This is a genomic window from Telluria sp. BA11, assembly GCF_056680305.1.
On the sequence record NZ_CM155275.1, the window covers coordinates 1,805,380 to 1,821,659 of the forward strand.

Genomic DNA, 16,280 nt, shown 5'->3' on the forward strand with positions numbered 1-16,280 from the left:
CATGAATGCGACATATTGCGTCGCCGTCGTGATCGGCCTGCACACCGGTGATACCATCTCCAGAGTATTGAATGGAGGAAACTATGAGCGACGATCACGCGCTGGTCCCGGTAGCCAGCGCCTTGCCGGGCATGGTGCTGTCGGATGAGCTGCTCGACAGCCACGGCCTGGTGCTGCTGGCCAAAGGCACGGTCTTGAGCGAGGCGATCATCGCGTCGTTCGCGCGCCATCAGATCGACATGGTGCCGGTGGCGCGCGTCGAAGCGCACCGCGCGCCGGATGCGGCCGCGGTGCAAGCGCGGCTCGACATCCTGTTCCGCCGGCACGACCGCGACGACGACAACGACTGGGCCGGCAACCTGCTGCGCCGCTACGTCGAGGATTACCGGCTCGAGCGGCAGGTGGCGCCATGACCCTCGATGAATTGACGGCCGGCCTGGACGACCTGCCCTCGCTGCCTGCTGTCGTGATGGAGCTGCTGGGCAGCATCGACCAGGAAGATGCCGATCTGGCCTTGCTGGCCAAAAAGGTGGCGCTTGATCAGGCGCTGACTGCCAAGACACTGCGCCTGGCCAATTCGTCGGCCTTCGGCCTGCAGGTCAAGGTCACGACGATCCAGCAGGCATTGACGTTCCTGGGCGTGCAAGCAACGCGCAACCTGATCATGGCGGCATCGATCACCGGCTGTTTTCCCAGCGGCCGCTGCCCGGCATTCAATGACAAGGCCTTCTGGCGCCTGTCGATCGCCACGGCTGCCTGCGCGCGGGTGCTGGCGCGGCACATGCACTTCAATCCGGACGTGGCGTTTACGGCCGGCCTGTTGCACGGCATCGGTCGCCTGGTGCTGGTGATGCGTTATCCCGAGCAATACGACGCCGTCCTGCGCGAACGCGAGCGCGTCGATGGCGATCTGCTCGAGACGGAGCGCGCCATGCTGGGTGTCGACCACGTGCTGGCAGGCCGGGCACTGGCCGAACACTGGCAATTTTCGGATACGCTGCGCCAGGCCATCGCGTTCCATGGTCAGCCGGAGATGCCGGGTGCGGGTTTCCTGGCCACCATCGTGCATGTGGCAAGCGCTGTGGCGCATGCGCTCGATCTGGCGGGCTATGCGAACGAGGTGGTGCCGACGGTGTCGAGTGTCGCCTGGACGGCGCTGGGATTATCCGAGGAAGCGTGGTTGCAGGTGTTCCGCGAGACGGAGCTGCAATTTGAAGAAATGACCGCCATCCTGTTGGCGTAGGCCGCAGGACGGAATCAGGTAGTACGGAGAAAACTGCGGTGCGGCGCCACTCAGGCGGCGCCGCGGCACGCCAACAACGAAGGCATGACAGAAACGGCTGCCATGCCCACGATTTCAGTGCGCATAATTACCGGTTTTTGGCGTCACGTCGCCCGACTGATTTGCCTGACCCTGTGCTGGCTGACCTGCCTGCTGAGCTGCTGCGGCAGCGGCTGCTGCTGCTTTTTCTTCTGGCTTTGGACGGCCTTGTGCATCCGACAGACGGTACTTGGTGCGGCGATCGCCCATCAGATCACGCAGGTCACGGATGCTCATGCCCGTCACTTCGTGCATGCGGATCAGCAGCGACGCGCCAACCGGCAGACGGTGGTGACGAATCTTGCTGATCACGGGCGGCGCCACCTCGAGCATGCGCGACAGCGCAGCGTCGTTCTTCAGCTGCATCTTACCCAGCAGAATGTCGAGCAGATGGTTCGGGTTGTAACTCTCTTGCGACGACAGAGCGTGATGTTGTTGTGCCATGATATTACCTCACGAGTTGGTTAAAATAGTTCCCTTGTGAACCTTAGTAGGAGACAACATGTCTTCGACTTAAGTTCCCGGAACGTGTTCAGGAATTAAACAGGGCGAATCTGAGTAGTTCCTTAAGAATTCCGGTCTTGCCGTGCACTACGTCGTTTCTGCAAGCGCACTTGTCTTTCAAACAAATTATGGCGGCGCGCGCCGGATCGAGGCCGACCCTGCGCACGTGACTCCTTGTCAGAAATCAAGCTAACGTATGGAAAGCTTGTCACGTTTGCATTTCAGCACATGGGGGCACATTGTGGCGCACGCAAGAGATTTCCCTGATAAATTTTTCCAATCAGAATGATCACGGAACTCTTTGATTTACATAGAGAAATACTTAGTGCACGTGACGCCATACGGCGACGAAAATAAAGTATGTTCGCTAGCGGACATTTAACATTGTAAATAAAACGATGATTACTTTAGGTAAAGGAACTTAACATTCCCTTCGGAATGATTCGTTCTTTCCTGCCCGTGTTTTTATCGGGTCAATACCGAATTACGGTAAACTGATCCCCCAGCCTTGTCGGCACAGCAATTCGTCCCCAACTACCCTCTCCATGCAGAAAAAAGTCTTTATCAAAACCTTCGGTTGCCAGATGAACGAGTACGACTCGGACAAGATGGTCGATGTCCTTGGCGCCTCGGACGGGTTGGTACGCACCGACAAGCCGGAAGACGCGGACGTCATCCTGCTTAACACGTGCTCGATCCGCGAAAAAGCGCAAGAGAAAGTGTTCTCCGATCTTGGCCGCCTGCGTGAACTCAAGCGCAACAAGCCTGACCTCGTCATTGGCGTGGGCGGCTGCGTTGCTTCGCAAGAAGGCCAGGCCATCATCAAGCGCGCCCCGTTTGTCGATGTCGTGTTCGGCCCGCAAACGCTGCACCGCCTGCCCAAGCTGATCAGCGACCGGCGCGCATCCGGCGTGGCCCAGGTCGACATCGCCTTCCCCGAGATCGAAAAGTTCGATCACTTGCCGCCGGCCAAGGTCGACGGCCCTGTGGCGTATGTGTCGATCATGGAAGGTTGCAGCAAGTACTGCAGCTACTGCGTCGTCCCGTACACCCGCGGCGAGGAAGTCTCGCGCCGCTTCGACGACGTGCTGACCGAGGTCGCAGGCCTGGCCGCGCAAGGCGTCAAGGAAATCATGCTCCTGGGCCAGAACGTGAATGCGTTCCGCGGCACCATGGAAAACGGCGAGATCGCCGACTTCGCGCTGCTGCTCGAATACATCGCCGAGATCCCCGGCGTCGAGCGCCTGCGCTTCGTGACCAGCCACCCGAAAGAATTCAGCCAGCGCCTGATCGACGCCTACGCCAAGATCCCGCAACTGGTGAACCACCTGTACCTGCCCGTGCAGCATGGCTCCGACCGCATCCTGTCGGCCATGAAGCGCGGCTACACGGGCCTCGAGTACAAATCGATCATCCGCCGCATCCGCGCGGTGCGTCCCGACATCACGTTCTCGTCCGACTTCATCGTGGGCTTTCCCGGCGAGACCGAGGCCGACTTCGAGGCGATGATGAAACTGGTGGCCGACGTCAATTTCGACAACAGCTTCAGCTTCATCTTCAGCAAACGCCCCGGCACGCCGGCCGCGAATCTTGAAGACGACACGCCGCACGAGGTCAAGCTGGCGCGCCTGCAGCGCCTGCAAGCCCTGATCGATGCCAACACCCGCAAGCACAGCGCCGCCATGGTCGGCACGGTGCAGCGCGTGCTGGTCGAAGGGTATGCCAAGAAAGATGTAACCCAGCTCCAGGGCCGCGCCGAGAACAACCGCGTCGTCCTGTTCCCCGTGGATGCAGCCAGTGTCCAGCTCATCGGCCAGCTGGTCGATGTGCGCATCAGCGCCAGCCACGATTATTATTTGCGCGGCGAACTCGTCGCCAACCTTGATACGATTGCCATCGCCAGTTGAAAACACAGCCAACCCAGCCCTCGTACTTCATTCCTGAGCCGCTCGACAACACGCGGCTTGCCCACCTGTGCGGTCCACTCGATGAAAACCTGCGCCAGATCTCGGCCGCGCTCGACGTGACCGTATTTCGCCGTGGCGAGAAATTCATCGTCACCGGCGACAACGCCGAGCGCGCTGTCGAATTGCTCGAACGCTTCTACGCGGTCGCCAACAAGGTCGTGCCGATCGAAGAAGTGCAGCTGGCCCTGGTCGAGCAGCGCGCCGGCATCAAGCCGCGCAGCCTCGACGCCCCAGGCGGCGAGCCGCGCGCCATCAAGGGCGTTAAGGCGGTCAAGGCCGTGCCCGACATGGCGCAGGCCGACGCGCAGGACGACGTTGCACCCAACGACACCGACAGCCCGGCCCTGAGAACCCGCCGCAGCGACCTGCGCGGGCGCACGCCGCACCAGATCCAGTACCTCAACGATGTGCTGAACCATGACATCGCCTTCGGTGTGGGCCCGGCCGGCACCGGCAAGACCTACCTGGCCGTCGCCTGCGCCGTGGACGCGCTCGAGCGTGATGCCGTCAAGCGCATCATCCTGACCCGGCCTGCAGTCGAGGCCGGCGAGCGCCTGGGCTTCCTGCCGGGCGATCTGGCGCAAAAGGTCGACCCGTACCTGCGTCCGCTGTACGACGCGCTGTACGACCTGCTCGGCTTCGACCGCACGCAAAAGCTGTTCGAAAAGCAGGTCATCGAGATCGCCCCGCTGGCCTACATGCGCGGGCGCACGCTGAACCACGCATTCGTCATCCTCGATGAAGCGCAGAACACGACCGTCGAGCAGATGAAGATGTTCCTGACCCGTATCGGCTTTGGCAGCAAGGCCGTGATCACCGGCGACGTGACCCAGGTCGACCTGCACAAGAACCAGCGCAGCGGCCTGGTCGACGCCATGCACGTGCTCAGGGACGTGCGCGGCATTGCCTTTTCCCAGTTCTCGAGCGTGGACGTGGTGCGGCACCCGCTGGTCGGGCGCATCATCGATGCCTACGAATCCGACAATTCGGTACAGGAACTGGCCGATCTCCCCAAACCGATCCCGGTGAAAAATGCAAGAAAAAAAACATCCGCTTGAACTCGAGGTGCAGTTCGCCGACCTGCGCCTGGAAAGCCTGCTGCCCGAGGCCACCTTGCGTACCTGGGTCGAGTCTGCCCTGCTCGGCCCGGCCGAACTGACGATCCGCTTTGTCGACGCGGCCGAAGGCCAGGCGCTGAACCTGGCGTATCGGGGCAAGGACTACGCGACCAACGTCCTCACCTTCGCCTACAACGAAGATGAAGACCTGGCCGAGGACGATCCGGTCAAGGCCGACATCGTCCTGTGCACCGACGTGCTGCAGCGCGAAGCCGACGAGCAAAAGAAAACCGTCGAGGAACACACGGCGCATCTGGTCGTGCACGGCGTGCTGCATGCGCAGGGCTGGGACCACGACAATGATGACGATGCCGAAGAAATGGAACAGTTCGAGCGCGACATCATGGAAGTACTGGGGTTCCCGGATCCCTATGCGGACTGAGTGAAGATGGCTTGAACGTCAGCCTGGCCTGCATCAAAAACAGGCAATGTGCCTTTTGGTGTATCCTACGCCCATCGCAACAACGGCTTCTCGCCAACTATGCCCGAGTATCCCAGTGACGTCCGTCCGGACGCCAAACCCCATCGGTCCCTGCTGGAAAGGTTGACCGCATTCATCTCCCCCGAGCCTGAAAACCGCGCAGAGCTGCTGGAAGTCCTGCACGACGCCCACGAACGCAACCTTCTCGATGCCGACGCCCTGTCGATGATCGAAGGCGTGTTCCAGGTGTCCGACCTGTCCGCGCGCGACATCATGGTGCCCCGTTCCCAGATGGACGTGATCGATATCACGAAGCCCATCGAAGAGTGGATGCCCTACGTGCTCGAGACCGCCCACTCCCGCTTCCCGGCCATCGAAGGTGAACGCGACAAGGTCGTGGGCATCCTGCTGGCCAAGGATTTGCTGCGCTATTACGCCGAAGAATCATTCGACGTGCGCACCAAACTGCGCCCGGCCGTGTTCATTCCCGAATCGAAACGCCTGAACGTGTTGCTGCGCGACTTCCGCGCCAACCACAATCACATGGCGATCGTGGTCGACGAATATTCCGGCGTGGCCGGCCTGATCACGATCGAAGACGTGCTCGAGCAGATCGTCGGCGACATCGAGGACGAATACGATTTCGACGAAGAAGAAGACAATGTGATCTCGATCCGCGAAGGCCAGCTCGGCCCGCGCTGGCGCGTCAAGGCGCTCACCGAGATCGAGCAGTTCAACGACGAAGTCGGCACCAACCTGCCGGACGACGACGTCGACACCGTCGGCGGGCTGGTCGCCAGCCACCTCGGCCACATGCCCCACAAGGGCGAAGTAGTCGATCTGCACGGTGTGCGCTTCGAAGTGCTGCGCGCCGACGCGCGTCAGATTCACGTCCTGCTGGTCGAAAAACTGCCATTGGCGGACGACGAACACGACTGATGCTGCGTCGCCGTACCTCCCCAGCCGCAGCGCCGGTTCCGGCGCTGCGCGCCAACAAGCCCTCGGCCCTGCTGCTGCTGGGCGCCGCACTCGCCGGCGCTTCTTCCCTGTTGTCGTTCCAGCCCGTTGGCTGGTGGCCGCTGCAATTCCTGTCCTTGGCCTGGCTGTTCTACCAGGTCGGCATGAGCCCGTCCATCAAGCGCGCCACGCTGATCGGCTGGGCCTTCGGCTTTGGCTGGACGCTGGCCGGCGTGCACTGGCTGTACGTCTTCATGACCGATTTCGCCCACTTGCCGGCCGTACTGGCGGTGGTGGGCTTGACGCTGCTGTGCCTGTACATGGGGCTGTGGGGCGCCTTCACGGCGGGCGTGGCCACCTGGCTGCGCCGCCGCTGGTCGCTGCCGGTGGCCGCCTTCCTGCTGCTCGTGCTGCCCGTGACCTGGGGGGTGTCGGAATGGCTGCGCGGCTGGGTATTCACCGGTTTTCCGTGGGCCTCGTCCGGCTACGCACATGATCTCGCGCCACTGGCAGGTTACGCGCCGCTGATCGGCGTGTACGGCATGGGCATCGTCGTCGGTGTCATTGCCGGTTGTTTCGCGATGCTGACCCAGCGCGCGCGCTGGCCGGCAATGGGTTTGATGGCCGCCCTGCTGCTGGGCGGCGCAGGCCTGCGCACGGTCGAATGGACGCAGGATGTCGGCCAGCCGATCAGCGTGCGCCTGCTGCAAGGCAATATTGCGCAAGACCGCAAGTTCGACGCTGAATTCTTGAACAGTATCCTCACGCGCTATCAGGGCCTGATCACGGCGGCGCCGGCCGACCTGATCGCCACGCCGGAAACAGCGATCCCGACCTTTCCGCAACATCTGCCGGATGGTTACCTCGCGGGTCTGCAGCGCTATGCCACCACCAGCAGCAGCACGCTGGCCATCGGCATGCCCCTGCTCGACGGCCCGGGCAAATATGGCAACAGCCTGGTCACGCTGACGCCGCAGCCCCAGGCCACCGTGTACCGCTACGACAAGGCGCACCTGGTGCCGTTCGGCGAATTCATCCCGCCGGGCTTTCGCTGGGTGACGGACATGCTCGACATTCCGCTGAACGACGCCACCCGTGGCGCCGCGCTGCAGGCGCCGTTCGCCGTCAAGGACCAGCTGGTGCTGCCGAATATCTGCTACGAAGACGTGTTCGGCGAAGAGATCGCCTACCAGCTGCGCAACGCGCCGCAACCGGCGACGCTGCTGCTGAACGTGTCGAACCTGTCGTGGTATGGCCAATCGGTCGCGATCCCGCAGCACCTGCAGATTTCCCGCATGCGCACGCTGGAGACGGGCCGTCCGATGCTGCGCGCGACCAACGACGGCGCCACCGCCATCATCGACCGCCGCGGCAATCTCACGCACGCGCTGCCGTTCTACACCGACGGCGTGCTCGCCGCCACCGTGCGCGGCGCGACCGGCATGACGCCGTTCATTCGCCTGGGGAGCGCGTCGTTCCTGCTGCTGGGGGCATGCATGCTGCTTGGCGCGTGGTTTGCCGGGCGGCGTTATCTGCGCACAAAAGCGTAAGGTGGACGGCATCGCCGCCCACCCCGCCGAAATCCCTTCCCAGAGGGTACGAAAAATTCAGTAGAATTGGCCATTTGGCAAACATACCGCGTTCACGGTCCACGGGCCGCGTTCCACTCGACATGCTCACATTCCAGCAAATCATCCTCACCCTGCAGTCCTACTGGGACAAACAGGGTTGCGCACTGCTCCAGCCCTACGACATGGAAGTCGGCGCCGGCACCTTCCACACCGGTACCTTCCTGCGCGCGATCGGCCCGGAGCCTTGGCGCGCCGCCTATGTGCAGCCATCGCGCCGTCCGAAGGATGGCCGTTACGGCGAGAACCCGAACCGCCTCCAGCACTATTACCAGTTCCAGGTAGCGCTCAAACCCGCGCCAGAGAATATCCTCGACCTGTATCTCGGTTCGCTCGAGGCACTGGGCCTGGACCTGAAGAAGAACGACGTGCGCTTCGTCGAGGATGACTGGGAAAGCCCGACGCTGGGCGCCTGGGGCCTGGGCTGGGAAGTCTGGCTCAACGGCATGGAAGTCACGCAGTTCACCTATTTCCAGCAAGTGGGCGGTCTCGATTGCAAGCCGGTGCTGGGCGAGATCACGTACGGCATCGAGCGCCTGGCCATGTACCTGCAGGGCGTCGAGAACGTGTACGACCTGGTCTGGACCGAGTGGCAGGAAGACGGCAAGACCAAGAGCCTGAGCTACGGCGACGTGTTCCATCAGAACGAGGTCGAGCAGTCGACCTACAACTTCGAACACTCGAACGCCGAGATGCTGTTCCAGGCATTTGCGAACCACGAGTCGGAAGCCAAGCGTCTGGTCGAACTGGCGCTCACGCTGCCGGCCTACGAGCAGATCATGAAGGCCTCGCACAGCTTCAACCTGCTGGACGCACGCGGTGCGATTTCCGTGACCGAGCGCGCCGCCTACATCGGCCGCGTGCGCACGCTGTCGCGCCTGGTGGCGCAAGCCTATTACGACTCGCGCGAAAAGCTGGGCTTCCCGATGGCGCCACAAGCCAAGCCAGCCGAACCAGCTGCTGACCAAGCCGCAGCCTGAAAAGAACAGAACAGACCATGAACCAAACACTCCTCGTCGAACTGCAGACCGAAGAACTGCCGCCGAAGGCGCTCGTCAAGCTGGGCGCCGCTTTTGCCGCCGGCATCGCGAACGGCCTCAAGGCGCGCGACTTCCTCGAAGCCGACAGCGTCGTCACCACCCACGCCACACCGCGCCGCCTGGCCGTCTCGATCACCAATGTGCGCGACACGTCACCTGACAAAGCGATCCGCGAAAAAGTGCTGCCGGTGACGGTAGCCCTGGACAAGGAAGGCAACCCAAGTGCGCCATTGGCCAAGAAGCTGGCCGCACTGGGCTTTCCCGACCTGACGATCGACCAGCTCGAACGGGCTCCGGATGGCAAGACCGAAAGCTTCTTCTACACCTACACCGCCGCCGGCAGCGCCCTGACCGGCGCCCTGCAGGACGTGCTGCAGGACGCAGTGAACAAGCTGCCGATTCCGAAGCTCATGAGCTACCAGCGTCCGAACGGCGACACCGTGCAGTTCGTGCGCCCGGTGCACCGATTGCTCGCGCTGCACGGCGAGCAGGTACTGCCACTGACGCTGCTCGGCCTGACGGCCGGCCGCGAGACCGCCGGCCACCGCTTCCTGTCGCATGGCGGCGCGATCACAATCGCGCATGCGGATCAGTACGCGAACACGCTGGAAACCGAGGGCAAGGTCATCACGTCGCCACAGGCGCGCAAGGACAGCATCCGCGCCCAGTTGCTCGAACAGGCCGGCGCCGACCAGGTCCTGATGCCCGAGTCGCTGCTCGATGAAGTCGCGGCCCTGGTCGAATGGCCGGTCGTCTACGAATGCCGCTTCGAAGAAGAATTTCTGGCCGTGCCGCAGGAATGCCTGATCCTGACGATGCAGACGAACCAGAAATACTTCGCGCTGACCGATGCCGACGGCAAGCTGCGTTCGCGCTTTCTGATCGTGTCGAACATCGCGACGGACGACCCGTCCGCGATCGTCGGCGGCAACGAGCGCGTCGTGCGCCCGCGCCTGTCGGACGCCAAGTTCTTCTTCGAGCAGGATAAAAAGAAGACGCTCGAGTCGCGCCTGCCGGCGCTCAGCAACGTCGTGTACCACAACAAACTGGGCTCGCAGGCCGAACGCAGCGAGCGCGTGACCAAGCTGGCCATGTACATCGCCACGCGCCTGGGCTTTGACGCGTCGCTCGCCGAACGCGGCGCGCGCCTGTCGAAGGCTGACCTGCTCACCGACATGGTCGGCGAATTCCCGGAACTGCAAGGCATCATGGGCACGTACTACGCGCGCCACGATGGCGAGCACGATGAAGTGGCGCGCGCGGCGTCCGAGCACTACCAGCCGCGCTTTGCCGGCGACACCCTGCCAACCACCGATACCGGCCTGGCCGTTGCACTGGCCGACAAGCTCGAAACGCTGGTGGGCATCTGGGCCATCGGCCTGCAGCCAACGGGCGAAAAAGACCCGTTCGCGCTGCGCCGCCACGCGCTGGGCATCATGCGCATGCTGGTCGAAAAGCGCCTGCCGCTCGAACTGTCCGACATGCTGCGCGACGCCGTCACGACGTTTGCCGACCAGCCGGCGTTCAAGGACCCGAGCGCGGAGGTCACCGCCTTCATGCTCGACCGCCTGCGCGGCCTGCTGCGCGACCGGGGCTTCTCGCCGAACGAAGTCGAAGCCGTGCTGGCCCAGAACCCGGACCGCGTCGACGACGTCGTGCAGCGCCTGGAAGCCGTGCAGGCCTTCGCCGCACTGCCCGAAGCCGCCTCGCTCGCCGCCGCCAACAAGCGCATCACCAACATCCTCAAGAAGAACGAGGAAGCACTGGCGCAAGCCGGCGCGGTCGATCCGGCCCTGCTGCAGGACCAGGCCGAGAAAGACCTGGCCGCTGCCGTCACGCGCGTGCAACCGGCCGTCGATGCAGCGTTTGCCGCAGGCGACTTCGCCGGCACGCTCAAGACGCTGGCAGAGCTGCGCGAGCCGGTCGACGCGTTCTTCAACGACGTGATGGTGATGGCCGACGACATTGCGCTGCGCAACAACCGCCTGGCGTTGCTGGCATCGTTGCACGGCATGATGAACCGCGTGGCCGACATCTCGAAGCTGGCGACGTAAGCACCGCATGCAGGCACCCCCGATGAAACTCATCATTCTCGACCGGGACGGCGTGATCAACCACGACTCGCCCGACTTCATCAAGTCGCCGGCCGAGTGGATCCCGATCCCCGGCTCGCTCGAGGCCATCGCCCGCCTGAATCAGGCGGGCTATCGGGTGGTGCTGGCCACGAACCAGTCGGGCATTGCGCGCGGCCTGTTCGACATCGCCACGCTCAACGCCATCCATGCCAAGATGCACGCGGCGGCGCAGCTGGTGGGCGCCGACATCGACGCCATCTTCTTTTGCCCGCACGCGGCGCTCGATGCCTGCGACTGCCGCAAGCCCAAGTCGGGCATGTTCGAAGAAATCGGCAAGCGTTTCAAGATCAACCTGAAAGGCGTGCCGACGGTGGGCGACTCGCTGCGCGACCTGCAGGCAGGCTTCAACCGTGGCTGCACGCCCTACCTGGTCCTGACCGGCAAAGGTGAACGCACGCAGATGACGGGCGGCCTGCCGCCCGGCACGACGGTGTATCCGGACCTGGCCGCAATGGTCAGCGCCCTGCTCAAGCCCGCCAGCGCCACTGGTGCTGGCGCTGCCCAGGCGTCATAATCAATACAACACCACGATAAGAATAACCAGATCGTTTTGTCCGGAGTCCCTTTGCGTAATTTCAGTCTGTTTCTGCGTTCCCTGCTGTTCACGGTCGTCATGATGGTGGCGACGATCATCTGGGCTTCACTGTGCTTCCTGGCAGCCCCGCTGCCTTACAACCAGCGCTTCTGGTTCACCTCGCGCTGGAACGTCTTCATCATCTGGTGCGCGCGCGTCATCTGCGGCATCCGCTACGAATTCAAGGGCTATGACAACCTGCCCGACGCGCCGGCCATCGTGCTCTCGAAGCACCAGTCGGCGTGGGAAACGATTTTCTTGCTGCCGAACCTGACCCGTCCCCTGGTCTACGTCTTCAAGAAGGAAATCCTGTACATCCCGTTCTTCGGCTGGGCCATGGGTTTGCTGCGCATGATCCCGATCGACCGCAAGCAGGGCAAGAACGCGTTTTCGCATGTGGTGCGCCACGGTAAACGCCGCCTGGCCGACGGCCAGTGGATTATCATGTTCCCCGAAGGTACCCGCATCCCGGTGGGCCGCAAGGGCAAGTACAAGAGCGGCGGCGCGCGCCTGGCGGTCGAGACCCAGGCAGTGGTGGTGCCGATCGCGCATAATTCGGGCGAGTGCTGGCCCAAGAATTCGTTCATCAAACGGCCCGGAACGATCACGGTATCGGTCGGCAAACCGATATCGCCGCAAGGCCATACCCCTGACAGCCTGATGCAAGAGGTAGAAAATTGGATAGAATCGGAAATGCGCGTCATTTCGCCCCACGCCTACAAAGGTGGTTGAGCGACGTTAGCACCCAGATCAGGAATTCGCGTCCGCAGCAAACGGCGGCGTCGTCGAAGATCGACGGCGACCAGCTCGAACTGTTTGCACAAGAATTCTTTGCGGCGCTCAAGCCTTCCGACAGGCCGGCGCCGCCGTCCCAGCCATTGTTCAAGGCGCCGCCGGCGCCGCCCCGCACCAGGCTTCCTTCGCCGCCCGTCGGCCCGCAAGACCCTCCCCTCAAACGCATCGCGCTCGGCCAGCATTACGTCGACTACGCGCTGCGCCGCTCGTCGCGCCGCTCGATCGGCTTCATGATCGACGACGACGGCCTGCGCGTGACCGCACCGCGCCGGGTGACGCAGGACGACATCGAGAACGCGCTGCGCGCCAAGAGCCGCTGGATCATCACCAAGCTGCTCGAACGGGGCGAGCGGCGCGAACTGCGCCAGCAACGCGCGCCGGTCGTCTGGGTCGATGGCGCGCTGCTGCCGTTCATGGGTGGCGAGATCACGCTGCGGCTCGAGCCGGCCACGCGCAGTCATTGCCGGTTTGATGAAGCCACGCGCGAACTGGCAATTGGCGTGGTGCCAGGGCTGGCCGAGTGGCAGCTCAAGGAACGGGTCAAGCTGTGGTTCCAGGCCGAGGCCAGGCGCGTATTCACCGAGCGCCTGGACCACTATGCGCCGCGCCTGAACGTGCGCTATACAACCTGCACGCTGTCGTCGGCCGGTTCGCGCTGGGGTTCGTGCACGGTGGGCGGGAGCATTCGCCTGAACTGGCGCCTGATCCACTATCCGCTCGCGCTGATCGACTACGTGGTGGCGCACGAACTGGCGCATCTGCGCGAGATGAACCACAGCCCGGCGTTCTGGGCGACGGTGGCCGAGGTGTATCCGGATTACGATGGTGCGCGTCTGGCGCTGCGCAAGCAGTCGCACCAGATGCCGGTCTTGTTTGAGGAGTAGGTAGGCCGCTGGCCTGCCAAGTTCACGCCGGTCAGCGCCGGCGCAGTGTCGTGATCAGTGCAGACTCAATGCATGGCGCGCTGCCGCCAGATCGCGCATGCTGGCAGTCTGTTGCTGCGACAGGCAGCGAAACGGGATCGGCAATGTGCCGCGTTTAAGCACCATCATGAAGCCGCGCGAGTAGGTGCGCACGGCGGCCACGTCGGCCCATTCGATCAGCGTGACGCCACCACTGGTGCGCACGATGCCGTGCGCGTCGATGGTGAATTCATAGGTGCGGCGCCCGCGGCCGAGCAGCACGAAGTTCAGCCCCGCGCTCAGCGTGCTGCGCAGGCGCAGCAGAAAGCTCGCAGGCCAGCGCACGCGCCGGCGGCGGATCAAAAAGCCCCCGTGCTGCCACATGAAACTGACGTATTCGCTCAGCGAGTAGCGGACGAAAAAATGCAGTGCATCGAGCGGCAGCACGCTTGCCGCTTGCTGCTTTGCCGGCGCGTGGTCGGCCAGGCCTGAGCCCAGGATCGTTCCCAGCGTGTCGACTACCCCTTCCTGGACCCGAAGAGACACTGGCTCTCCATCACTGCCCGGTGTCGCGCGATTCAATGACAACATGGCGCATCCCCTATAGTTATGTAGCGTGCAGATGGGAATGGTAACAAAACCTACCCAATAAGCCGTTGCACGAGTTCAACAGTGCGCAGGGTTGCCCCGCGATGGCGCCCGGCAAACGCCAGCGCCCTGGCGCCCATCGCCGCGCACGCCGCATCGTCACGCAGCAGGCGCGCGGCCTGGGCGACGAGCGCGTCGGCGTCCGGCACGCGCAAGGCAGCGCCGCCATCGACGGCATCGATCGTCGCGTCGAGAAAATTGAACGTGTGTTCGCCCACCAGCACCGGCTTGCCCAGTGCGCAGGCCTCGATCAGGTTCTGGCCACCCAGCGGCAGCAGGCTGCCGCCGATATAGGCGCAGTCGCAGGCGGCGTAATAGGCGAACATCTCGCCCATCGAGTCGCCCAACAGCACGTCGGCGTCGATGGCGGCGGTGTTGTCAGCTGCGAGCTGCGAGCGGCGCGCAAGCGTCAAACCGCCTGCCTCGACCAGCTTGGCCACATCGTCAAAGCGCTGCGGATGGCGTGGCACCAGCAGCAGCAACGCGTTCTGCGGCTTGTCGCGGTTCTGCCGCCAGGCGTCCAGGATCAGCGCTTCTTCGCCTTCGCGCGTGCTCGCGCACAGGAACATCGGGCGGCGCGCCGCGCCATCGATGCGCGTACGCAGCCAGGCGCCCTTCTCCAGCGCGCTCGGCGGCGGCACGATGTCGAATTTGACGCTGCCGGTGACGACGACGTTCGGCGCGCCCAGCGACGCAATGCGCGCCGCATCGGCGTCGGTTTGCGCCGCCACCAGCGTGAACGAGCGCGCCGCCTCCAGCATCACGGCGCCGGCCTTGCGGCCCCGCTTGAGCGAGCGTTCGGACAGGCGCGCATTGGCCAGCACGACCGGCACGCCTTGCTGCGTGCAGGCGTGGATCAGGTTCGGCCAGACTTCGGTTTCCATCAGGATGCAGGCACGCGGACGATGCCGGCGCAGGAAGCGCGCCGTCATCCATCCCGTGTCGTACGGCAGGTAGGCCTGCACGACGCGCTCACCGTGACGCGCAAACAGGTCGCGCCCGGTGGCGCGGCCGGTCGGCGTCATGTGGGTCAGCAGAATGCGGCTATCCGGATAGGCCAGCAGCAGCGCATCGATCAGCGGCTCGCTGGCGCGCGTCTCGCCCACCGACACCGCATGCACCATGATCGTGGGCCGCTCGCCAGCCGCCGGGCCGCCCAGGGACAGGCGTTCATCCCAATGCGCGCGGTAGCCCGGCTCCTTGCGGCCGCGCCACCACAGCCGGCCCAGCACGGCCGGCATGGCCAGCCACCAGAGGCTTGAGTACAGCGTGCGGTTCATGTCATGCCGGCGCCAGCAGGCACCGTGCGGCCGCGATGACGTCGCCGCTTGACGGCGGCGCGCCCAGGTCGCCCAGATTGACGATGCGATCGGACCAGTTGCCTTCAGTCTTCCACTTCGGCGAATCGCAATAAATCTCGATCGTCGGCCGCACGAAGGCGGCGGCGATATGGGTCAGGCCCGTGTCGACGCCCACAGCAAGGCGCGCATGCTGGGCCAGCAATACCGCGTCCATCATCGACAATTTTGGCAGCACGCGGGCATTGGGGATCGCTGCCGCCAGCGCCTGGGCATCCTCGTGCTCAGCCTGCGAGCCCCACGGCAGAAGCACCGGCATCGGTGCGAGCGCCGCGCCCAGTGCGATCCAGTTGGCGTCTGCCCACTTCTTGGCTGCGCGCGCCGTGCCATGGAAAAAGACCGCGTAGTCGTCGTGCGGCAAGAACGCCGGCCGCGTGGCTTGCGTTGGCGCCGGCAACCCGAAATCGGGTGCCGAGTCGACGCTGTAGTCGAGCGCAGCGCCGGCGACCATGCGCCCGCGCGCCACGGCATGCGTGCGGGGATTCAGCGGGATGCTGTCGGTATGGAAGATACGCGAGATGCCTTCATAGCCCGAGCCTTCGCTGCCGTTGGCCAGGCCGACCTTCTTGCCACCCTTGCGCACGCGCGCCGCGCCCATGATGATGCCAGTCTTGAGCAGGCCCTGGGTGTCGAACACATAGTCGTATTCTTCTTCGCGCAGCGTGCGGAAGAACGCGCGGATTTCAGCCCGCGTTTCTTTCCTGCCCAGGCTCTTGCGCCAGCGGCGCAGTGACCACGGGATGATCTTGCGCACATGGGGATTCAGGCGCACGAGGCTCACGTACCCTTCTTCGACCACCCAGTCGATCGTAGCGCCCGGATGCTCGCGCAGCAGGTCGGCCACCATCGGCAGGTTATGCAGCACGTCGCCCAGCGACGACACGCGCACGAGCAGGATCTTCAAGCGCCTAT

The 16,280-nt window shown here is 63.9% G+C and carries 16 protein-coding genes; 12 read left to right on the forward strand and 4 right to left on the reverse strand.

From position 1 onward, the window contains the following. Positions 1 to 83 precede the first annotated feature (83 nt). Both AC1MGT_RS07830 and AC1MGT_RS07835 read left to right on the forward strand, forming a co-directional pair. Positions 84 to 413 carry a hypothetical protein gene (locus AC1MGT_RS07830; protein ID WP_499503728.1) on the forward strand — a complete coding sequence of 110 codons (330 nt, stop codon included), beginning with the start codon at positions 84 to 86 and terminating at the stop codon, positions 411 to 413. Beyond that, on the forward strand, positions 410 to 1,243 hold the full coding sequence (locus AC1MGT_RS07835; RefSeq protein WP_499503729.1) for an HDOD domain-containing protein: 834 nt from the start codon (positions 410 to 412) through the stop codon (positions 1,241 to 1,243). The genes AC1MGT_RS07830 and AC1MGT_RS07835 overlap by 4 nt, the downstream gene beginning before the upstream one ends. 114 nt (positions 1,244 to 1,357) lie before the next feature. Here the strand turns inward: AC1MGT_RS07835 and AC1MGT_RS07840 are convergent, their stop codons facing one another. After that, positions 1,358 to 1,765 (reverse strand): hypothetical protein, encoded by a 408-nt coding sequence (locus AC1MGT_RS07840; RefSeq protein ID WP_183556342.1) that lies wholly within the window; start codon positions 1,763 to 1,765, stop codon positions 1,358 to 1,360. Positions 1,766 to 2,370: 605 nt separating this feature from the next. On the opposite strand from AC1MGT_RS07840, the gene miaB reads away from it, so the two are divergent. From miaB to AC1MGT_RS07890, 10 genes are all read left to right on the forward strand, one after another. Further along, a complete protein-coding gene (gene miaB, locus AC1MGT_RS07845; RefSeq protein WP_499503730.1) occupies positions 2,371 to 3,732 on the forward strand; it encodes a tRNA (N6-isopentenyl adenosine(37)-C2)-methylthiotransferase MiaB in 1,362 nt (453 codons plus the stop codon). Continuing rightward, positions 3,729 to 4,850, forward strand: a complete 1,122-nt coding sequence (locus AC1MGT_RS07850) for a PhoH family protein (RefSeq protein WP_499503731.1) — start codon at positions 3,729 to 3,731, stop codon at positions 4,848 to 4,850. Before miaB ends, AC1MGT_RS07850 begins: the two co-directional genes overlap by 4 nt. Then, complete coding sequence (gene ybeY / locus AC1MGT_RS07855; protein WP_499503732.1) at positions 4,825 to 5,292, forward strand: rRNA maturation RNase YbeY; 468 nt, start codon at positions 4,825 to 4,827, stop codon at positions 5,290 to 5,292. The genes AC1MGT_RS07850 and ybeY overlap by 26 nt, the downstream gene beginning before the upstream one ends. A 99-nt stretch (positions 5,293 to 5,391) precedes the next feature. Then, positions 5,392 to 6,270 (forward strand): CorC family transporter, encoded by an 879-nt coding sequence (locus AC1MGT_RS07860; RefSeq protein ID WP_183556338.1) that lies wholly within the window; start codon positions 5,392 to 5,394, stop codon positions 6,268 to 6,270. Beyond that, positions 6,270 to 7,838, forward strand: coding sequence for an apolipoprotein N-acyltransferase (lnt, locus tag AC1MGT_RS07865; protein ID WP_499503733.1), 1,569 nt, complete (start codon positions 6,270 to 6,272; stop codon positions 7,836 to 7,838). Before AC1MGT_RS07860 ends, lnt begins: the two co-directional genes overlap by 1 nt. Positions 7,839 to 7,960: 122 nt before the next feature. Beyond that, complete coding sequence (glyQ, locus tag AC1MGT_RS07870) at positions 7,961 to 8,896, forward strand: glycine--tRNA ligase subunit alpha (protein ID WP_499503734.1); 936 nt, start codon at positions 7,961 to 7,963, stop codon at positions 8,894 to 8,896. Between the two features lie 17 nt (positions 8,897 to 8,913). Then, on the forward strand, positions 8,914 to 11,010 hold the full coding sequence (gene glyS, locus AC1MGT_RS07875; protein WP_499503735.1) for a glycine--tRNA ligase subunit beta: 2,097 nt from the start codon (positions 8,914 to 8,916) through the stop codon (positions 11,008 to 11,010). A gap of 22 nt (positions 11,011 to 11,032) precedes the next feature. Continuing rightward, on the forward strand, positions 11,033 to 11,605 hold the full coding sequence (gene gmhB, locus AC1MGT_RS07880) for a D-glycero-beta-D-manno-heptose 1,7-bisphosphate 7-phosphatase (protein ID WP_499503736.1): 573 nt from the start codon (positions 11,033 to 11,035) through the stop codon (positions 11,603 to 11,605). Positions 11,606 to 11,656: 51 nt separating this feature from the next. Further along, positions 11,657 to 12,397 carry a lysophospholipid acyltransferase family protein gene (locus tag AC1MGT_RS07885; RefSeq protein WP_258835629.1) on the forward strand — a complete coding sequence of 247 codons (741 nt, stop codon included), beginning with the start codon at positions 11,657 to 11,659 and terminating at the stop codon, positions 12,395 to 12,397. Further along, positions 12,394 to 13,344, forward strand: a complete 951-nt coding sequence (locus AC1MGT_RS07890; RefSeq protein WP_499503737.1) for a M48 family metallopeptidase — start codon at positions 12,394 to 12,396, stop codon at positions 13,342 to 13,344. The genes AC1MGT_RS07885 and AC1MGT_RS07890 overlap by 4 nt, the downstream gene beginning before the upstream one ends. A 54-nt stretch (positions 13,345 to 13,398) precedes the next feature. On the opposite strand, the gene AC1MGT_RS07895 is transcribed toward AC1MGT_RS07890, so the two are convergent. From AC1MGT_RS07895 to waaC, 3 genes are all read right to left on the reverse strand, one after another. Further along, positions 13,399 to 13,908 (reverse strand): YcxB family protein, encoded by a 510-nt coding sequence (locus AC1MGT_RS07895; protein WP_499503738.1) that lies wholly within the window; start codon positions 13,906 to 13,908, stop codon positions 13,399 to 13,401. A 95-nt stretch (positions 13,909 to 14,003) separates the two neighbouring features. Further along, positions 14,004 to 15,290 (reverse strand): lipid IV(A) 3-deoxy-D-manno-octulosonic acid transferase, encoded by a 1,287-nt coding sequence (gene waaA / locus AC1MGT_RS07900; RefSeq protein ID WP_499503739.1) that lies wholly within the window; start codon positions 15,288 to 15,290, stop codon positions 14,004 to 14,006. 1 nt (position 15,291) lies between these two features. After that, positions 15,292 to 16,272 carry a lipopolysaccharide heptosyltransferase I gene (waaC, locus tag AC1MGT_RS07905; RefSeq protein WP_499503740.1) on the reverse strand — a complete coding sequence of 327 codons (981 nt, stop codon included), beginning with the start codon at positions 16,270 to 16,272 and terminating at the stop codon, positions 15,292 to 15,294. Between the last annotated feature and the right edge of the window lie 8 nt (positions 16,273 to 16,280).